The organism is Corallococcus sp. AB030, assembly GCF_003668965.1.
GTDB lineage: Bacteria > Myxococcota > Myxococcia > Myxococcales > Myxococcaceae > Corallococcus > Corallococcus exiguus.
In genome coordinates, this window is the sequence record NZ_RAWQ01000054.1 from 1 (window position 1) to 16,686 (window position 16,686).

15 protein-coding genes are annotated in these 16,686 nt (G+C 70.0%); 10 read left to right on the forward strand and 5 right to left on the reverse strand.

From position 1 onward, the window contains the following. Nucleotides 1-2,651, reverse strand: a 2,651-nt coding sequence (locus D7Y15_RS45250) for a serine/threonine protein kinase (RefSeq protein WP_199745929.1), incomplete at its 3' end; no start/stop codon positions are given. A 213-nt stretch (nucleotides 2,652-2,864) separates the two neighbouring features. Continuing rightward, entirely contained in the window at nucleotides 2,865-3,926 is a 1,062-nt protein-coding gene (locus D7Y15_RS15475; RefSeq protein ID WP_120581023.1) for a hypothetical protein, read from the reverse strand. A gap of 159 nt (nucleotides 3,927-4,085) precedes the next feature. Here D7Y15_RS15475 and D7Y15_RS15480 point away from each other — a divergent pair, with 159 nt between their 5' ends. Genes D7Y15_RS15480 through D7Y15_RS15490 form a run of 3 tightly spaced genes read left to right on the forward strand, consistent with a single transcriptional unit; the run spans nucleotide 4,086 to nucleotide 6,226 of the window. Further along, on the forward strand, nucleotides 4,086-4,904 hold the full coding sequence (locus tag D7Y15_RS15480; RefSeq protein WP_121753067.1) for a glycerophosphodiester phosphodiesterase: 819 nt from the start codon (nucleotides 4,086-4,088) through the stop codon (nucleotides 4,902-4,904). 13 nt (nucleotides 4,905-4,917) lie between these two features. Then, nucleotides 4,918-5,673: a deoxynucleoside kinase gene (locus D7Y15_RS15485; protein WP_121753068.1), complete on the forward strand. Its 756-nt coding sequence runs from the start codon at nucleotides 4,918-4,920 to the stop codon at nucleotides 5,671-5,673. A 34-nt stretch (nucleotides 5,674-5,707) separates the two neighbouring features. Then, nucleotides 5,708-6,226: an acyl-CoA thioesterase gene (locus D7Y15_RS15490; RefSeq protein WP_121753069.1), complete on the forward strand. Its 519-nt coding sequence runs from the start codon at nucleotides 5,708-5,710 to the stop codon at nucleotides 6,224-6,226. Between the two features lie 78 nt (nucleotides 6,227-6,304). Here the strand turns inward: D7Y15_RS15490 and D7Y15_RS15495 are convergent, their stop codons facing one another. Further along, nucleotides 6,305-6,688, reverse strand: coding sequence for an iron-sulfur cluster assembly accessory protein (locus tag D7Y15_RS15495; protein WP_121753070.1), 384 nt, complete (start codon nucleotides 6,686-6,688; stop codon nucleotides 6,305-6,307). Nucleotides 6,689-6,789: 101 nt separating this feature from the next. Here D7Y15_RS15495 and D7Y15_RS15500 point away from each other — a divergent pair, with 101 nt between their 5' ends. Then, nucleotides 6,790-7,122 carry a rhodanese-like domain-containing protein gene (locus tag D7Y15_RS15500; protein ID WP_121753071.1) on the forward strand — a complete coding sequence of 111 codons (333 nt, stop codon included), beginning with the start codon at nucleotides 6,790-6,792 and terminating at the stop codon, nucleotides 7,120-7,122. Here D7Y15_RS15500 and D7Y15_RS15505 read toward each other — a convergent pair. Then, nucleotides 7,119-9,338: a serine/threonine-protein kinase gene (locus tag D7Y15_RS15505; RefSeq protein WP_121753072.1), complete on the reverse strand. Its 2,220-nt coding sequence runs from the start codon at nucleotides 9,336-9,338 to the stop codon at nucleotides 7,119-7,121. The two genes, D7Y15_RS15500 and D7Y15_RS15505, sit on opposite strands and share 4 nt — an antisense overlap. Before the next feature lie 114 nt (nucleotides 9,339-9,452). On the opposite strand from D7Y15_RS15505, the gene D7Y15_RS15510 reads away from it, so the two are divergent. The 6 genes from D7Y15_RS15510 (at nucleotide 9,453) to D7Y15_RS15535 (ending at nucleotide 15,460) form a co-directional block, all read left to right on the forward strand. Further along, nucleotides 9,453-10,058 (forward strand): hypothetical protein, encoded by a 606-nt coding sequence (locus tag D7Y15_RS15510; RefSeq protein ID WP_147476311.1) that lies wholly within the window; start codon nucleotides 9,453-9,455, stop codon nucleotides 10,056-10,058. A 131-nt stretch (nucleotides 10,059-10,189) separates the two neighbouring features. Beyond that, on the forward strand, nucleotides 10,190-11,485 hold the full coding sequence (locus tag D7Y15_RS15515; protein ID WP_233604969.1) for a hypothetical protein: 1,296 nt from the start codon (nucleotides 10,190-10,192) through the stop codon (nucleotides 11,483-11,485). A 14-nt stretch (nucleotides 11,486-11,499) separates the two neighbouring features. Further along, complete coding sequence (locus tag D7Y15_RS15520) at nucleotides 11,500-12,219, forward strand: VTC domain-containing protein (RefSeq protein WP_120597486.1); 720 nt, start codon at nucleotides 11,500-11,502, stop codon at nucleotides 12,217-12,219. Nucleotides 12,220-12,225: 6 nt separating this feature from the next. Beyond that, nucleotides 12,226-13,938, forward strand: coding sequence for a dTMP kinase (gene tmk / locus D7Y15_RS15525; protein WP_121753074.1), 1,713 nt, complete (start codon nucleotides 12,226-12,228; stop codon nucleotides 13,936-13,938). A gap of 5 nt (nucleotides 13,939-13,943) precedes the next feature. Then, complete coding sequence (locus D7Y15_RS15530) at nucleotides 13,944-14,654, forward strand: DUF4956 domain-containing protein (RefSeq protein ID WP_121753080.1); 711 nt, start codon at nucleotides 13,944-13,946, stop codon at nucleotides 14,652-14,654. Beyond that, a complete protein-coding gene (locus D7Y15_RS15535) occupies nucleotides 14,651-15,460 on the forward strand; it encodes a hypothetical protein (RefSeq protein WP_121753075.1) in 810 nt (269 codons plus the stop codon). Before D7Y15_RS15530 ends, D7Y15_RS15535 begins: the two co-directional genes overlap by 4 nt. A gap of 758 nt (nucleotides 15,461-16,218) precedes the next feature. Here D7Y15_RS15535 and D7Y15_RS15540 read toward each other — a convergent pair. Next, nucleotides 16,219-16,683, reverse strand: coding sequence for an SUKH-3 domain-containing protein (locus D7Y15_RS15540; RefSeq protein WP_121753076.1), 465 nt, complete (start codon nucleotides 16,681-16,683; stop codon nucleotides 16,219-16,221). Between the last annotated feature and the right edge of the window lie 3 nt (nucleotides 16,684-16,686).

Genomic DNA, 16,686 nt, shown 5'->3' on the forward strand with positions numbered 1-16,686 from the left:
ATCCCTGAGTCTGGCGGGCTCGCGGCGGTGTCCGCGAGGGCGGGTTCAGCGGGCTGCCGCGCGGCGGTGTCCGCGAGGGCGGGTTCAGCGGACTTCGGCGGCGCGACTTCGGCCGGAACAGGAGCGGGTGGCGCGGGCGCCTTCACGGGGGCCGTTCCTTGGGGACCGGGCCGCGCCGGGCCTCCCGCCGGAGGCCCCCTCATGGGCGCGGGAGGCGCCTGCGCTTCCGGACTGAAGAAGCCCATCATCCACGCGAGCCCCAGGCCCAGCACGGCCACGAGCACCACGCCCGCCACCAGCACGATGGCGCGCGACCGCCGGGGCGACCGGGAGGCGTCGAGCGTGTCGGGCCCCTCGTCGTCGTAGTCCTCGTCCTCGTTGACGGGCGCGCGCACGACCCGACGGGGCGGCGGCCTTCGCGGCGCCTGGAACCCGACGGTGGACTCGTCGTCGTCCGGGTCTCCGGTCATGACGGGCGTCGGGTCCGTGAGGCTCACCCCGGAGGGCCCCGGGTCGGTGTTGAAGCGCTCGTCGTCTTCCGGTGACGGCCGCGGCGGAGGACGGACGTTGCGAGCCCCGGAGTTTCCGGACGGGGCGGAGCGGTTCGCGTCGCTGGACGCGGAGGCGCCCCGGCGCGGGCCCGGAGGCTGCGACAAGCGCCCATCGTCGCCCATGCGGCGGGGACCGGAGGACAACGGCTCGGACCGGCCGTCGTCCCCCATGCGGCGGGGACCGGAGGACAACGGCTCGGACCGGCCGTCGTCCCCCATGCGGCGGGGACCGGAGGACAGCGGCTCGGACCGGCCATCGTCTCCCATGCGGCGGGGACCGGAGGACAGCGGCTCGGACCGGCCGTCGTCCCCCATGCGGCGGGGACCGGAGGACAGCGGCTCGGAGCGGCCGTCGTTGGCGGACGCCATGCCCGGCCGACGCGGGCCAGGTGGCGGCGTCGTCGCGCGTCCCTCCGGCGTGCGACGCGGCGTGGGCGCGAACGGATCATCCCCGCCACCCGCGCCGCGAGGCATGGCCACGCCGGTCGACGGACGCCGCGAACGGTCTCCCGACCCGGAGCGCGCGGTGGGCTCCGGTGGGCCATTGCGCCGCGCCGGTGCGGGCGTGGGCGCGACGGGCCGGGGGCGGCGCGCGCGCAGCGGCACGGTGGAGTCGCCCTCGTCGTCCTCCTCTTCCTGCTCCTCCTCCTCGTCCCAGGCTTCCGCCTCGAACACGGGCTCCAGGTGGCGGCGCGGCGAGGGAGCGCCGGGCATCGTGCCGACCGCGGTGGACTCGCCGTCGTCATCGTCGTCGTCGTGGCCCGAGGGCAGGTCGCGCGGCCGCGCCATCTGCGTCTCCGGCTCCCCTTCTTCCGCGTCCCAGGTGCGCAGCGCCGCGGCCTCCGCCGTGGGCCTGCGCGCGGGAGGCCGGGACACCAGCCCCACGGGCGTCAGCGCCGAGGGCCCCCGGGGCTGCGACGCCGTCCCGCCCAGCGGCAGGGTGCGCGCGCCCGTGTCCTCGTCGAGCGGAGACGTGCGCGACGACGTGTCCTCCGTGAGGGGCAGCGTGCGCGCGGCGGTGTCCTCCGCGTCGGCCAGCGGCAGCGTGCGCGCGGCGGTGTCCTCCGGCAGGTCCGGCACCGGGGGCGGCAGCGGCGTGCGCAGGGACGGCAGCGGCAGCGTGGCTTCGTGCCGGCCCGCGCGCTTCGCCGGGGGGATGTGGAGCACGGTGCGCTCCTCCTTCTCCCCCAACAGCCGCGCGATGTACTGCGCCACGTCCAGGCTCTGCTTGAGCACGCCGGACGCGAGGAACGCGTGCAGGTCGTCGCGCACTTCGGAGGCCCGCTGGTAGCGCTGGGTGCGGTCCTTCACCAGGCACCGCATCACGATGCGCGACAGCACCTCCGGGTAGTCCGGGCGCACCAGGTGCGGCGGCGTCGCCTCCTCGTAGCGGATGGCGTAGAGGATGCCTTCCGTGGTGGGGCGGTGGAAGGGCTGCTTGCCGGTGGTGATTTCGTAGAGCATCACCCCCAGCGCGTAGATGTCCGCCCGGTGATCCAACCGATCCTGAAGAATCTGCTCAGGGGAGAGGTAGAGGAACTTCCCCTTGATGACGCCCGGCTTGCTGCGCTCCATGAACGCGCCGGCCTTGGCGATGCCGAAGTCGACGAGCTTCACGCGCCCGTCGTAGGCGATCATCACGTTCTGCGGAGAGACGTCCCGGTGGATCAGCTCCAGCGGGCGCCCATCCACGCCGCGGCTGAAGTGCGCGTGGTCCAGGCCCGCGGCGATGGCCGCGCAGATCTTCGCCGCGACGCCGTACGGCATGGAGGCGCCGAACTTGAACTCCTCCGCGAGCACGCGGCGCAGGTCCACGCCCTCCACGTACTCCATGCAGATGAAGATGTTGTCCCCCTCCTTCCCCAGCTCGTGCACCTGCACGATGTTGGGGTGGTGGAGCTGGGCGGCGATGCGCGCCTCGTCCAGGAACATCTGGACGAACTCCGGCTCCTCGGAGAGGTACGGGAGGATCCGCTTGATGACCACCAGCGTGGGATCCGGCGGCTTGTGCGCCAGGAAAAGCTCCGCCATCCCGCCCAGCGCGAGGCGCTTGATGAGCAGGTATTTGCCGAACGGGGTGGCCGTCTGGGGCGAGCTCAAGGACGTGGAAGGTGTGGGCCGCGGGTGGAACTTTGAAGCGTGTCCGGAGCCTACCTGCATTCCCGCCCCGGGGGGAGCCGTCCGACCCGCCCGGCGTCGGACTCTAGGCAGGCCCTGCGGAGCACGCGAACTTTCGGGCCCCTGAAACACGACCGCCCCCCAGGGCAGGTGAGCCCTGGGAGGCGGACGGGGAAGGCATCAGGCGAAAGCGGATTACTCGGGGACTACCACCTCGCCCGGCAGGTCTTCGCAGCCCTGCGGGATGATGGTGTAGGTGTAGCGCTGGTCCGTGCCCGGCACGCCGCTGTCCCGGTCATTGCCGCCGGTGCCGCAGCTGGTGATGTTGGAGCTGCCGTTGATGCAGCCCGCGAAGGTGTAGGTATCCCAGACACCCGTGATGCCGTTGGGGAACGTCACCGAGCCGCCATCCAGGGCCGCCTTCTGGTAGTCGCAGCCCAAGCCGCCGTCGGACCGGTCACGCGTCTTGTCGTGGTAGACGAGGATGCCGCCTGTGACCTCGAAGCCGTAGAAGAGGGTGCCCGCGTCCTCGTTGTCCAGGCGCTGGAGCTGGGAGGGCTGCGGGTTGGTCAGCGTGAGCGGACCCGCCAGGTGCACGCGCGTTCCCAGGTATGCCGCGCTGTTCTGGGCCGCCGCGAGCGACGCCGTCAGCTCATCCACCGTCACCTCGTTGGCCGGGGGCAGGTTCGCCGTACCCGCGTCCGTGAGCTTGGGCGTGATGGCCAGGGGCACCGCGGGAGTCTGCTGATTGGCCAGGTGGTGGCGGCGGCCGGTGAACGGCGAGTTGTTCGGCTCCGTGCCGAAGTAGCCCACGATGTCGACGGTGTCGCCGAGCTGCGGGTGATACGCGTCCGGCGTGTCCGTGTAGAACTTATGGATGAAGAGGCCCTCCTTCGGAGCGGCCGGATCCGTCACCCAGAAGTACGAGCGCCAGGAGCCGTTGCCCTGGTCGCTGAGCTTCTCGTAGTGGATGCCCGAGACGACCACGTCGCGCAGCGTCGCCTTGGTGCCGAACGACACCTTGCGCGTCGCGGCGATCTGGTTGGCGGTGGGGCCCGCGTCGCCGGTGCCCGCGTCAGTGCCCGCGTCGGTGTTCGTGCCCGCGTCAGAGCCCGCGTCGGTGCTGCAGACGCCCGTGCAGCCGGCGTCGGGGGTGGGAGTGGGGTTGTCGTCGTCACGACCGCCACAGCCGGCCGCGGTGGCCATCGCCGCGGCAGCCAGGAAGGCCGCGGCGCCCAGCTTCGTGCGCAGTTCCATTTGAAATTCTCCGGGAGGTGAAGGGCGCCGAGGTGGTTGAAGTCCGACGCCGGTCGGGCTGAGGATTCAGGCCCTTATACCGGTGGGGTAGTAGGGCCGGCAAGGAACGGACCGGGGCCCTGTCCGTCACACCATCGTCAATTCAAGAATAGGTGGATCATGCTGCCGCGCGACATGTTTCTTGATGGGCTGAAGCCCACGCTCCACATCGCGCACCGCGGCGGAGCGCTGCTCGCGCCGGAGAACACGCTGGAGGCCTTCCAGCGCGCCGTCCACACCCACCGCACGGACATGCTGGAACTGGACGTGCACCTGTCGCGCGACGGTGAAGTCATCGTTGCGCACGACGACACGCTGGAGCGCTGCACCGACGGGGAAGGTCCGCTCGCGGCGCTGACGTTGGCCCAGCTGCGCAAGCTGGACGCGGGCCACCGCTTCACGCCGGACGAAGGCCGCACCTTCCCCTTCCGAGGCCAGGGTGTGCGCCTGCCCACGCTGCGCGAGGTGCTGCGCGCCTTCCCCACCCTGCGCCTGAACGTGGAGCTCAAGCCGGACGTGCCGGGCGCGGAAGCCGTGCTCGCTCGCCTGCTGACCGAGGAAGCAGCCCTGGGCCGCGTGTGCCTGGGCAGCGAGCAGGACGTCATCGCGGAGCGGCTGCACGAAGAATTGCCCGACGCGTGCCACTTCTACCCGCGCGACGCGCTGGCCGCGTTCGTCCTGGCGCTCAAGGCGGGCGAGGCGCCGCCGGAGGACGCGCGCTACAGCGTGCTCGACATGCCGCTGTACTTCGGCGAGGTGCGGCTGGTGGACGACGCGCTGCTGAAGGCCGCGGCCGAGCGCGGCAAGTGGATCAACGTGTGGACGGTGGATGATCCGGCGGAGATGGACCGGCTGATCCAGGAAGGCATTGGCGGCATCATGACCGACCGGCCGGACCTGCTCCGCCAGCGAATGGACGCCTCTGGAAAGCCGGGTTAAGCCTTCGGGCTCCATGCCCCGCTCCACCGCCCGCGCGCGTCCGGCGACGTCCCGCACCGAGCCCTCGACCAAGGCGCCGCCCCCGGCCGACGCCGACACGAAGCCCGCCGCTCGCAACACGCTCAAGGCGAAGGTGAAGGTGCCGCGCGCCAAGCGCTTCGTGGCGCTCGCGGGCAACATCGGCGCGGGCAAGACGACGGCCGCGAAGCTCATCAGCCAGGGCTTCGGCTTCGAGCTCTTCGACGAGCCCGTCATCGACAACCGCTTCCTGCGTGACTACTACGGCGACATGTCGCGGTGGTCGTTCACGCTGCAGCTGGAGTTCCTCATCCGGCGCGTGGAGCACCACGAGCTCATCCACTCCGTCCGCAAGAGCTGCGTTCAGGACCGCACGCTCTACGAGGACCCGGAGATCTTCGCCAAGTACCTGCACGGCCTGGGGCACATGACGAACGCGGAGCTGGACCTGTACTACGAGTACTTCCAGCGGCTGTCGCGCCACATCGTGCGGCCGGACAAGGTCATCTGCTTCGACGTGCCGTCGGAGGAGGTGCTGCTCCAGCGCATCCGCACGCGCGGCCGCGCGGAGGAGAAGGGAATCGGGAGGCCCTTCCTCAAGGGCCTCAACGGCTACTACGCGGGCTTCCCGCAGGTGCTCCAGGAGAAGTACGGCGTGGAGTGCCTGGTGGTGGACGTCTCCAAGCAGGACATCCGCCGCGGCGCGGGCCGCGAGGAGTTCATGGACCGCGTCTCCGCATTCCTGGCCTGACGCGGCGCCGTTTCGTGCGACGCTCAGTCGCGCCATGCACGACCTCAGCCCCAAGAGCCCGCGCGACTCCGAAGTGGTGATGACGCAGCTCATCCTCCCTCCGGACGCCAACAACCTGAACGCCGCGTTCGGCGGGAAGGTGATGCAGTGGATCGACATCTGCGGCGCCGTGGCCGCCCAGCGCCACTGCCGTCAGGTCGTGGTGACGGCGTCCATGGACGACCTGCACTTCCACGCCCCCATCCGCGTGGGCTGGATTGCCCTCCTGCACTCGCGCGTGCTCGCGGCGTTCCGCACCTCGCTGGAGGTGGGCGTCACCGTGCACGCGGAGAACCCGCTCACCGGTGAGCGGCACCTCACCGCCAGCGCGCTGCTCACCTTCGTGGCGCAGGGCCAGGACGGCAAGGGCGTGCCCGTGCCGCCGCTGCTCCTGGAGTCGGAGGCGGAGCGCCAGGCCTTCCAGGAGGCGGAGGCCCGCCGCGCCCAGCGCCGCAACCGCGGCCAGGGGGAGCAGAACTGGATGAAGGTGATGAAGCCCGTGGCCGGAGCCTGAACGAACGAAGGGCCGGGGGCACGCCTGCCTGGCGTCCCATCCCGGCCCTTCATCCACGACGATTCGCCAGCTGGCGAATCAGGTGGTGAACGACGTCCCGCAGCCGCAGGACGACTTGGCGTTGGGGTTCTCGAACTTGAAGCCCGCGCCGGTGACGCTGGTGACGTAGTCGATGTGCGTGCCCGAGAGGTACTGGGCGCTCAGCGCGTCGGTGGCGATCGTCACTCCGTCCTGCTCCCACGTCTGGTCTCCGGCCTTCATCTCCTTGACGAGGTTCAGGTCGTAGCCCAGGCCGCTGCAGCCGGAGGGCACCACGCGGATGGAGAAGAAGTAGCCCTGGAAGCCCTGGGCCTGGATGACCGTCTTCACCTGTGCGATGGCGGCGGCCGTCAGGACGACGGACTCGGAGGCGGCGGGCTGGGAGGCCGGCGTGGAGCCGGTGACGGCGGTAGAAGTATCCATGTGCTTCAATCTCCTCGTAGACGACGCCACATAACGCCCTGGCGCCCGAAAAGCCAAGGGACCTGACGGGCCCCTTCCCGGCTCAACAGAAGATAACCCCCATGCCCATCCCCGAAATCACCCCCGCCGAGCTGGCCCGGCGCCTGGCCGGCCCTCCCGAGTCGCGCCCCGTGCTGGTGGACGTGCGCTTCCCGCACGAGCACGAGTGGGTGGCCCTGCCCCACTCTGTGCTGATGCCCCTGCCGGAGCTGGAGGACTTCCACGAGCAGCTGGAGTCCTTCCGGGGCCGCCCCGTGGTCGTCTACTGCCACCACGGGGTGCGCAGCCTGGACGGCGCCGCGTACCTCATCGACCGGGGCCTGGAGGCCGTGTCGCTCCAGGGCGGCATCGACCTGTACTCGCGCACCGTGGACCCTGCCCTGCCGCGCTACTAGTTCGCGTCGGCCAGATTCAAGGGCTGCTCCGTCGTCTCGTCCGGCTTGATGGTGACCTCGAAGGCGACGGGCTCCTTGAGCTGCTTGCCGCGCACTTCCAGGATCTGCTTGCCCTCCATCAGCTTGAGCGTCGTGTTGGCGCTGCCCATCATCTGGTTGTTCCGGTACACCGTCAGGCCCGTGGTCATCCCCTTGGGGGTGATCTTCAGCTTGAGGGTGCCCTCCTTGAAGCTGCGCTCGAAGGTCTTCAGCTCGCCCGGCGCGCCGAACGCGAGCTCCTCCGAGTCCTCCAGGTAGATGCCCTGGGCGTCGTTCTCCAGAATGAGCGTGTCCTGCAGGTGGGCGCCCTGCACGCGCGTGAGCGGCGCGGTGCCCAGCATCGTCACCGGCTCCGGGCTGTTGCAGCGCTCCGTGTGCCGCACGGACACCTTCACCGGCTGGTTGGTGTTCACCGTGAGCCACACGCCCTGCGCGTCCGCGGCCTTGGACGTGAGCGCCAGCGTGATGGGTTCGCGGAAGAGCACGCCCAGCGCGAGCAGGCCCACGACGAGGCCCACCGTCACCAGCGTGCGCACGCTGCCGCCCCGGGGCTTCACCGGCTCCGGCAGCGAGGGGGCGCTGGAGCGCGACGGACGGCGCTCGCCAGAGTCCTCGTCATCCACCGGCGGGGCCACCGGGCGCGCGCGCGGAGCGTCCACGCGGCTGGAGGTGCGGCGGCGCGGAGGCTCCACGGCGGACTGGTTGGTGCTGGTGCTGGTGCGGCGGCGCGGAGGCGGCGGCGCGGGCGCGGGCTCCGTCTCATCATCCGGCGGCGGCAGGCGCGTGCGCTCGTCGTCCTCCAGCTCCATGCGATGCACGCCCGAGCGCGAACGCATGGGCGGCTCCGACACCGGCATGGCGCGCGACGCCGTGCGCCGGGGCGGAGGGACGTCGTCCACGGACTGGCTGCGCAGGTCCGAGCGCGAGTTGGTGCGGGCAATCTGCGTCGCGTTCGGGTTGCTGGTGGACGTGCCGCGCCGGACGGCCGGCTCCGACACGCTGGAGCGGCGCCGCGGCGGCGGCTGCTCCACGCCTGTGAGCGACGGCGCGTCGTATTCGTTCGGATCATCCGCCAGCGCGGGGGACATGCCCGTGGCGCGGCGGGGCGCGGAGCCCGTGCGGGTGGCGTTGCTTCGCGAGCGCTCGCGCGACTCACCCGGCGGGGCCTCCCAGTTCATGTCCGGGGGCGGCCGGGGCGGCGCGGTGTTGGAGTCCTCGCCCAAGGGCATGACCTGGCCCTGTTTGAGCTCGTCATCCAGACGATCCGCGAAGAGCGTCTTCATCAGCTCCGAAATCTGCCCGGAGGTGACGAGCCAGCGCTCGTTGACGAGCAGCTCTTCCAGCGCGGTCTGGAACTCGCGCGCGTTGTCGTAGCGGTCATCCGCGCTCTTGGCCAGGGCGCGCATCACCACGTGGTCCATGTCCCGGGGCACGTCGGCCACCTCGGACGGGGACGGGATGGAGCACTCCATGGCCGCCTGCAGCGTGGCCAGCTCCGAGTCCTTCTTGAGCGGCCGGTGCCCGGTGAGCATCTCGTACAGCACCAGGCCGATGGCGAAGATGTCCGCGCGCCGGTCCAGGTGCTTGCCCGCGGCCTGCTCGGGCGCCATGTACGCGAACTTGCCCTTGATGGCGCCGGACTTCGTCATCGAAGCCTGGTCCGCGGCCTTCGCGATGCCGAAGTCCACCAGCTTCACCGAACCATCGAAGCTGATCAGGATGTTCTGAGGGCTGATGTCGCGGTGCACCACGTTGAGCGGCTGGCCGCGGTCATCGTTGCGGCTGTGCGCGTAGTAGAGGCCTTCGCACGCGGACGCGACGATGCGGATGGCCAGCGGACGGGCGATCCACTGGTTCATCCCGCTGGCCTTGCGCATGACCCGGCCCAGGTCCTCGCCGTGGATGAACTCCATGGCGATGTAATAGGTGCCGTTGGCCTCGCCGAATTCGTAGACCTGCGCGATGTTCGGATGATTGAAGCGCGCGGCGATCAGCGCCTCGTTCTTGAACATCTCCACGAACTCGCGGTCCTCCGCCAGGTGCGGGAGGATGCGCTTGACGACAAGCTCCTTCTGGAAGCCCTCGATTCCGGACTGACGCGCAAGCCAGACTTCGGCCATGCCGCCCGTGGCGAGCTTCTTGACGAGCTGATATTTCCCGAATGCTTGAGGATTCATCCCGGGGACTCCCCGGGGGGAGCAAGCTTGGTGGAAGGTGACAGGGCAGCGCATCTTAGGGGACAGCGGTCCATGAGGCAAAGCCGCTCAACCGCCTTGCTGGGGTGGGTCGTCATGACCTGCCTGCTGGCCCTGCATGCCGCCGCGGCCCCCGCGTCGGATCAGATCAAGGTGGAGCGGCGCGGCGAGCTGCTCTCCCTCTCCTGGCGTGACGCGGAGGACCAGCTGAGCGGCGTCCTCACCCCCGCCGTCCCCCGCCCCGGTGAGCCGCTGCGGCTGACACTGTCGGTGGGAAACCTCCAGGGACCTCCCTTCCAGGGCGCCGTCACGGTCGCGCTCTCCCGAGAGGGCGTGCCGGGCCAGGTGACGCGCACGCTGACGCGCGACGCCGTGGGATGGAGCACCGAGTTCGTCCCCGACGAGGCCGGCGCGTGGGACGTGGACGTGCGCTTCCTCACCACCCGCCCCAAGTCGGCCCACGCGCGCTTCACCGTGAGCGAGCCTCCGGTTCCACCCATGGTCTGGCGCGTCCTGATGGCCATCGCCGGAGGGCTCCTGCTGGCGCGGGTGCTGTACGCCGTCACGCGGCGAGGCGTGACGCCGGAGCACCCCATCCCTCCCCTGCCCCAGGCGCCTGCGGAAGCCACACCCGTGGAGTCCGGTGCCGAGCCTCCAGTGGAGCCCGCCGCCCCTCCGGCGGATCCGCCCGCTGATCGGTAACACCGCCCTTCTTACAGTCCGTCGTTACAGCCATGCGGGCCCCCGGGAGGGAAAAAGTCTTCCCAGGTTGGGTCTGGTCACGGTCACGTCACGGGGCATCCGCCCCGAGCGCCACTTCCCGATGTCCGGCAGTGCACGTCCCTGCCCTGGGCACCGGGGTTGCACAGGGGAGCAGGCGGCGGGGACTGCTCGTCGCGGTCCTCCTGGGCCTGCCGGCGGTCGCGAGCGCGGCGCCGGAGCCAGACGAGGACGCGGCGGCGGAAGGAGTAGACCGGCCGCTCGAGGTGTCCGGGGACGACGACGCGAAGAAGCCGGCGGACGGGACAGGTGACGCGCTGGAAGGCGCGGTGGCGCAGGCAATGCCCACCGGTTCGCAGGGGCCCGTCATGGGTTCGCCGGAGCAGGTCTCCGAGCCGGGCGCGCCGGTGCCGGACGCGGCGGTGCCGGGCAAGAAGAAGAAGAAGAAGGACACGGGCCCCAAGGCGGACACGCTGGGCGAGGCGCCGGACGAAGCGGACAAGGTGGACGACAAGGGCGGGCCCCAGCAGCGGATCCGCGTGTTCGGCCGCGTGTTCGCGCGGGCCGCCGCGGACGAGCGCCAGAAGTACGAGCGCGACCTGGGCATCGAGTCCGCGCGCGTGGGCGTGGCCGCGTCGCTGTCCAACCTGGAAGCGGAGGTGAGCGCGGATCTCGCCTCCAAGACGATCCTCAAGGACGCGTTCGTCCGGCTGGCGGACGACGGCAAGCGCATGCGGCTGTACGCGGGCCGCTTCAAGTCGCCCTTCCTGCAGCGCTCGCAGGAGTCGGCGTGGCGGCTGCCCATCCAGGAGCGCGGCCTGGTGGAGGACTACCTCACGGAGACGAACGCGCTGGGCGGGCGGCGTCTGGGCGTGATGGGCGAGATGCGGCTCAAGGAGGCGTGGGGCCTGAAGTTCTCCGCGGGCCTCTTCGAGGGCGGCGAGGACGCGACCGGGAAGCGGCTGAGCGAGGACGGCTCCGCGCGGCTGAGCATCCGCCCGTTCAAGTTTCTCACGCTGGGCACGAGCACGTACCTGACGCAGGTGATTGACGGGACGAAGCAGTACGCGACGGCGGCGGACGCGGAGCTGAACCTCTGGGGGCTGTCGTTGACGGGTGAGGCGGCGATGGGCCGGCTGGCGTTGGGGCCGTTCCAGTCGCAGTCGGTGCTGGCCTACTGGACGGTGCCGGTAGGCCACAACGGGTGGGCGGTGCAACCGGTGGTGGGGGCGGAGGCGCTGCAATTGCAGGGTGGCATCCAGGCGCAAGGGCATTCGGTGACGGGGGGGCTCAACGTGTTGTTGGCGGATTCGTTCAAGGCGCAGGTCCAGGCGGAGCGTGCGCTCCGGCCGGGGGACGTGGCGCCCGCGCTCGAGCTGTCGGTGCAGCTCGCCACCCGCTTCCGTTGAGGAGACACCTGGAGATGATCTCGTTCGCTGAAGGGGAAGTGACGAAGCTGCGGCGTGAATTCAAGCGCGTGCTGGAGGCCCCGGACGCCAAGGCGGTCTGCGCGAGGCTGTCGCAGGAGCTGGGCGGGTACCTGCCGCCGCCCACGCGCATCGTGTCGGTGTACTTCGACAAGCCGGGCCATCCGCTGGCGATGCGCGCGCTGCGCACGCCGGACGACTGCCTCAAGGTGAGGACGAAGGAGTACTCGCCGGACGTGGGCGCGGCGGGCCGCGAGCGCGTGGTGCTGGAGGTGAAGCTCGAGCGCGGCGGGCTCACGCGGAAGCGGCGCGTGTGGGTGCCGCGCGCGGAGCTGGGCCGCACCATCAAGGGCGGCGTGAGCCTGTTGCCGCTCATCGCGGGGGGAAGCCTGTCGCCGGTGCTGGCGGTGACGTACCGGCGGCACGTGTACCAGGTGTCGCAGGAGTGGCGGGTGACGGTGGACCGGGACATCGGCTTCCACGCCGTATCGCCGGAGCTGGCCCTGTCGCCCGTGGCGCTGACGGTGGAGCGGCTGGGGATGCCCGTGTGGGAGGACTCGCGGGTGGTGGTGGAGGTGAAGCACCTCGGGGCGGCGCTGCCCGAGTGGCTGTCGGCCCTCAATCCGGGGGGAGCGACGGTGTACAGCAAGTTCGCGGAGGGCATGGCGCGGGTGCATGCCTTCACATCAGGTGGCGTTGGGGTCGTAGGGGGTTAGGGCACCGTGTTCATCGATTTCGAAGGCATTGACGGCAGCGGCAAGACGACGTTGTCCAACCTGCTCGCGGCCCGGCTGAAGCGGCTGGGCTACAAGGTCGCGCACGCGCGCGAGGGCGGCGAATTGCAGTCGCCCACCGCCCGGCGCATCCGCGACCTGACGCGCGACGCGCGGCTTTTGGAGATGGGCCCGCGCGCCGAGTTCTTCCTGAACCTGGCCCGTGACGCGCAGCAGTTGGAAGAGGTCATCGCGCCCGCGCTGAAGCGGGGCGACGTGTGCATCACCGACCGCTACCTCTACTCGCAGCTCGCGCTGACGGGCGGTGGGCGGGGCCTGAAGGAGGCGCAGCTGTTGCCCGCGTGCGAGCTGGCGTCGCAGGGGCTGTGGCCGGACCTGGTCATCCTGGTGGACGTCGACCCGGACCTGGCGCGGCTGCGCAAGCGGCTGGGCAAGGTGCAGAGCGGCAAGGAGAACGACGCGGACAGCCGCAAGGGTCTGGTCGGCGCGGGGCTGGCGGTGCGCGTGCGCGAGGCGTTCCTGGCGCAGGCCCGGAAGGACCCGGCGCGGTGGATCATCCTGGAGAACAATGATCAGCCGCTGCGCGTGCTGGAGCAGCGCCTGGTGGACGCGGTGGTCGCGCGGCTGGAGGGCCGTGAGCAGCCGGTGCAGCGGCTGGTCCCCGCCCCTCCCCCGCCGGCGCCGGGCGCGGTGTCCGTGGACGATGTGGAGGAGCGCTTCTTCCAGGCGGTGGACGGCCTGGAGGCGCGCGAGCCGCAGCTGGCGGCGTGGCTGCTCAACGGCATCCCGGGCCTGCCCGCGCACCAGCGCCGGGTGGCGTACGCGGAGCGGCTGCCGGGCCTGGTGGCGCGCAGCCTGAATGGGCTGGATGACGACACGGCGTGGACGCTGCGCGACGTGCTGTCGGCGAGCGTGCCGGCGGACGTGGCGGAGGGTCTGGGGTTCGTGACGTCCCCGCGCTCGCACGCGTTGAGGCAGCGGCTGTACGCGCAGGCGCCGGCGGCGGTGCTGGAGGGGCTCAAGCGCCAGGACTCGCCGGAAGCGTGGGCGCTGCGCGAGCGGGGCCTGAAGGACGGGCACCTGGCGGCGGTGCTGCTGGGCCTGGTGGGTGTGGACGGCGAGGAGTCCTGGGTGGTCCGCGAGGCGGGCATGCAGCGCAAGCTGTACTCGGAGGTGGCGCGCAGCCTGGGCGGACTGAGCACGGAGCGCGCGGAGGCGCTGCGCGATGCGCTGATTCCGCACGACCGGCTGGCGGTGCTGAAGAGCACCACGGGGCTGGAGACGCCGGTGGCGGTGGGCCTGCGCGAGCAGTTGGAGAAGGGAGCGCTGAAGCTGGTGCTGCGTTCGCTGACCGGCGTGGACACGCCGCGGGCCTGGGCGATGCGTGAGCGGGGCGCGCAGTCCACCAAGGAGGCGTTGGACTCCGTGGACGGGATGGACTCGCCGGCCGCGTGGAAGCTGCGGGCCTCCGCGGCGCGCCGGTGGCCTGCGACGGTGGTGTCGTCGATGCGCGGGCTGCCGCTGGTGGCGGAGACGCGGGCGCTGTTGGAGCGCATCCTGGAGGAGCAGGCCGGGAAGCTGCCGGTGCTGCGCAACGCGTACGCGGTGGTGGCGCACGCTCGCGCGCTGGAGCAGGCGCAGCGGCCGGCGCGGGCGCTGGCGGAGACGCTGGGAGTGGACGCCGGGCGGCAGGAGGCATGACGCCCATGGAGGGTCCGTTCGGAGCCCTGTTCCAGGACGTGGAGCAGGAGCTGCAGTCGCTGTCGATGGGGGCCATCCTCCCCCGGCTGGTGGCGGCGGCGGTGATTGGCGCGCTGCTGTCGTCGCGGCCGTGGCGGATGGTGACGGGCAAGCCGCTGCCGAAGGTGGAGATGGTGCAGGCGCAGATTCTGCTCTGCGCGGCGGCGGCGGTGATTACCGCGGTGATTGGCAACAGCGTGGCGAAGGCCTTCGGCCTGGTGGGCCTGGGCGGGTTCGTGCGTTTCCGCTCGGGGCTGAAGGACCCGCGCGACGCGGCCATCCTGTTCCTGGTGATTGGCCTGGGCATGGCATGCGGCCACGGGAACCTGGTGCTGGCGTGCGTGGGCACGGGGTTCGTGGCGGTGCTGCTCTTCGTGCTGGACCTGTTCGAGAAGAAGGCCGTGGCGACGAAGGATGCCAAGCAGCGGATGGTGGTGTCCGCGCAGGCGGACGACCTGGTGCGAGCGGAGGCCACGCTGAGGGCGGCGCTGGGCGAGCGCAACGTGCTGGTGAAGAGCTGCGCGATGGATTTCTCCGCGCGGCGGGTGGAACTGGAAGTGGAGGAGCCGGAGCCTGGAAGCCTGGCGGCGGCGTTGGGACGGACGGAAGGGGCGCCCTTGCGGGGCCTGCGGTGGACGGCGGTGAGCGCGAAGGGCGCGCGGGAGGAGACGGTATGAAGTTCAGGAAGCTGGCGGTGCTGTTCGCGGCGTGCGGAGCCATCGCCGCCTGTGGTGGCGGCGGGGGCAGCCTGCCGACGGGGAATGATCCGGGCGCGCCCACGACGAACCCGGACGGCACGGTGGACCTGCCGGGCAACGCGGTGGACCCGGGCACGGGCGGCGGCACGAAGCCGGATCAGCAGGCGGAGCTGACGACGCTGTGGCCGCTGACCACAGGCTCCACGTGGACCTACCGCATCACGGATGACGTGGAGGGGGTCTTCAACAAGGTCGTGACGGTGCAGGGTCCGGAGACGGTGCCGGACACGACGATGACGGCCGTGAAGGTGCACAGCCGGCAGGACCGCACGAAGTCCGGCACGGTCTACGAAGAGAACTCCTGGCAGCTGGAGCTGACCAACGGCCTGGTGGTGCGCCTGCGCGAGGAAGACGTCACGGACGGCCTGGCCTCCAAGGCGACGACCTGGTCCCCGGCGATGATGAAGTCCCTGGCGGCGACGCCGGCCTCCGTGCCCTGGGAGCACCAGGACAAGGTGAGGGAGCTGATCACCTACGCGGCGGGCGGAACGGAGGGGAAGGATCCGACCTACGTCTGGAAGGTGCTGGAGAAGGACGTCACGGTGACGACGCCCGCGGGCACGTTCACCAATGCCATCAAGGTCCAGCGCGACAAGCTGAACAAGAGCGGCGAGGTGAAGGAAGAGAAGCAGCGCCTGTACTGGCTGGTCCCCGGCGTGGGCAAGGTCCGCGAGGAAGGGGAACGCCTGGAGGAACTGGTGTCCTACGACGTGAAGAAGCCGTAGGCCGCTGATTCATCTGGATGGGATTGAGGCCCGGGTTGGCGCGAGGAATGCGCTGGCCCGGGCTTCGCATTTCCACACACTCCCATGAAAAGCGCAACCCATTAACAACCCCCAAATAAATGTCAAAACAGAGGCGACGCAGTACCATGACGTAGCAGAGACGAGGAATCCGAAGTGGCCGTCGTCCCTGCACTCATCGTGACCTTGAAGGCCGCGCAACTGGTTCTTCCAGCCCAGCGCGCGTTCCGCGACCCAACGATAGTTTCCTAGCCGCTTCTTGGACTCGACGCATGGACTGGCAATGGGGGCGGCGATGCCACGCAGGCGATGCCCTCGCTGGTTCTTCCTGGAGACATCGTTCTAGTCGCAGTGCAGCTTGCGTGGGTGAAGCCGCCTCTGGCCCGACGGCATCCGCACTGCGGGCACGAAGTCGACGAGCCGGCAGAGTCCGTCTGTGACCTGCATGTTGCCGCCGTCACGGACTCGGCGAGAGGCAACCCCTGCGCATCTACGAACTCATGCTTGTCCTCAACACGAAGACGATGGCCCCAGCGCTGCCGGTCGACCACCCGAGGACGGCCCAGCTTCTACTTGGGCCGGGGCGGAGGCAGCAGGAGAGCCACACGCTGCGAGAAGGAATCGGGAACGACTTCGCGGTTCAAGTGCCTCAACCTGGAGACAACACCCGTCACTGTTCAACTCGGCTCGCACTTTCGTTTGGAGCGGTTGGTAGAAACCCGATTCCTTGGCCCTACGCCTCAAGCCCCAGGAGCCCCCCCCAAGAATTTCGACATCCGCCCAACCAGCAACGCATCCATCGCATCCACAATTCCGATCCCAATAAGATAAACACCCTCAGTAACACCAAGCACACGACCATCACTAGCAACAACCAAGAGCATGTCGTCCTCAAATGTCCTCCCAATAGGATAAAGCTCGACACCAAGGAATTTCTCATAACGCCGCAAAAAATCCCTATCTCTAATCCCCACAATCGGATCAAGTACAAATGATTGCCGCCGAGCCGTTATCCCCGGACCGCCTTGCTTAATATCAAGGCCGCCAAACTCGCTAAGCACCCGCTCAGCAGCAGGGAAGATTTCGAATCCACCCTGAGCCTTCAAGGCATCCCGCCAAACAACGACTTGTTCATGAACATCGCGCCCTGGCTTCCACCCAGCAGAAACCAGACGTGCCCTGGCCACCTCAGACAGCTTTCCCATGAA

What these genes read in the sequence shown, in the direction of transcription:
- D7Y15_RS15475 (WP_120581023.1), bottom strand. Translation starts at nt 3,926, where the DNA reads ATGGAACTGCGCACGAAGCTGGGCGCCGCGGCCTTCCTGGCTGCCGCG.
- D7Y15_RS15480 (WP_121753067.1), top strand. Translation starts at nt 4,086, where the DNA reads ATGCTGCCGCGCGACATGTTTCTTGATGGGCTGAAGCCCACGCTCCAC.
- D7Y15_RS15485 (WP_121753068.1), top strand. Translation starts at nt 4,918, where the DNA reads ATGCCCCGCTCCACCGCCCGCGCGCGTCCGGCGACGTCCCGCACCGAG.
- D7Y15_RS15490 (WP_121753069.1), top strand. Translation starts at nt 5,708, where the DNA reads ATGCACGACCTCAGCCCCAAGAGCCCGCGCGACTCCGAAGTGGTGATG.
- D7Y15_RS15495 (WP_121753070.1), bottom strand. Translation starts at nt 6,688, where the DNA reads ATGGATACTTCTACCGCCGTCACCGGCTCCACGCCGGCCTCCCAGCCC.
- D7Y15_RS15500 (WP_121753071.1), top strand. Translation starts at nt 6,790, where the DNA reads ATGCCCATCCCCGAAATCACCCCCGCCGAGCTGGCCCGGCGCCTGGCC.
- D7Y15_RS15505 (WP_121753072.1), bottom strand. Translation starts at nt 9,338, where the DNA reads ATGAATCCTCAAGCATTCGGGAAATATCAGCTCGTCAAGAAGCTCGCC.
- D7Y15_RS15510 (WP_147476311.1), top strand. Translation starts at nt 9,453, where the DNA reads ATGACCTGCCTGCTGGCCCTGCATGCCGCCGCGGCCCCCGCGTCGGAT.
- D7Y15_RS15520 (WP_120597486.1), top strand. Translation starts at nt 11,500, where the DNA reads ATGATCTCGTTCGCTGAAGGGGAAGTGACGAAGCTGCGGCGTGAATTC.
- D7Y15_RS15530 (WP_121753080.1), top strand. Translation starts at nt 13,944, where the DNA reads ATGGAGGGTCCGTTCGGAGCCCTGTTCCAGGACGTGGAGCAGGAGCTG.
- D7Y15_RS15535 (WP_121753075.1), top strand. Translation starts at nt 14,651, where the DNA reads ATGAAGTTCAGGAAGCTGGCGGTGCTGTTCGCGGCGTGCGGAGCCATC.
- D7Y15_RS15540 (WP_121753076.1), bottom strand. Translation starts at nt 16,683, where the DNA reads ATGGGAAAGCTGTCTGAGGTGGCCAGGGCACGTCTGGTTTCTGCTGGG.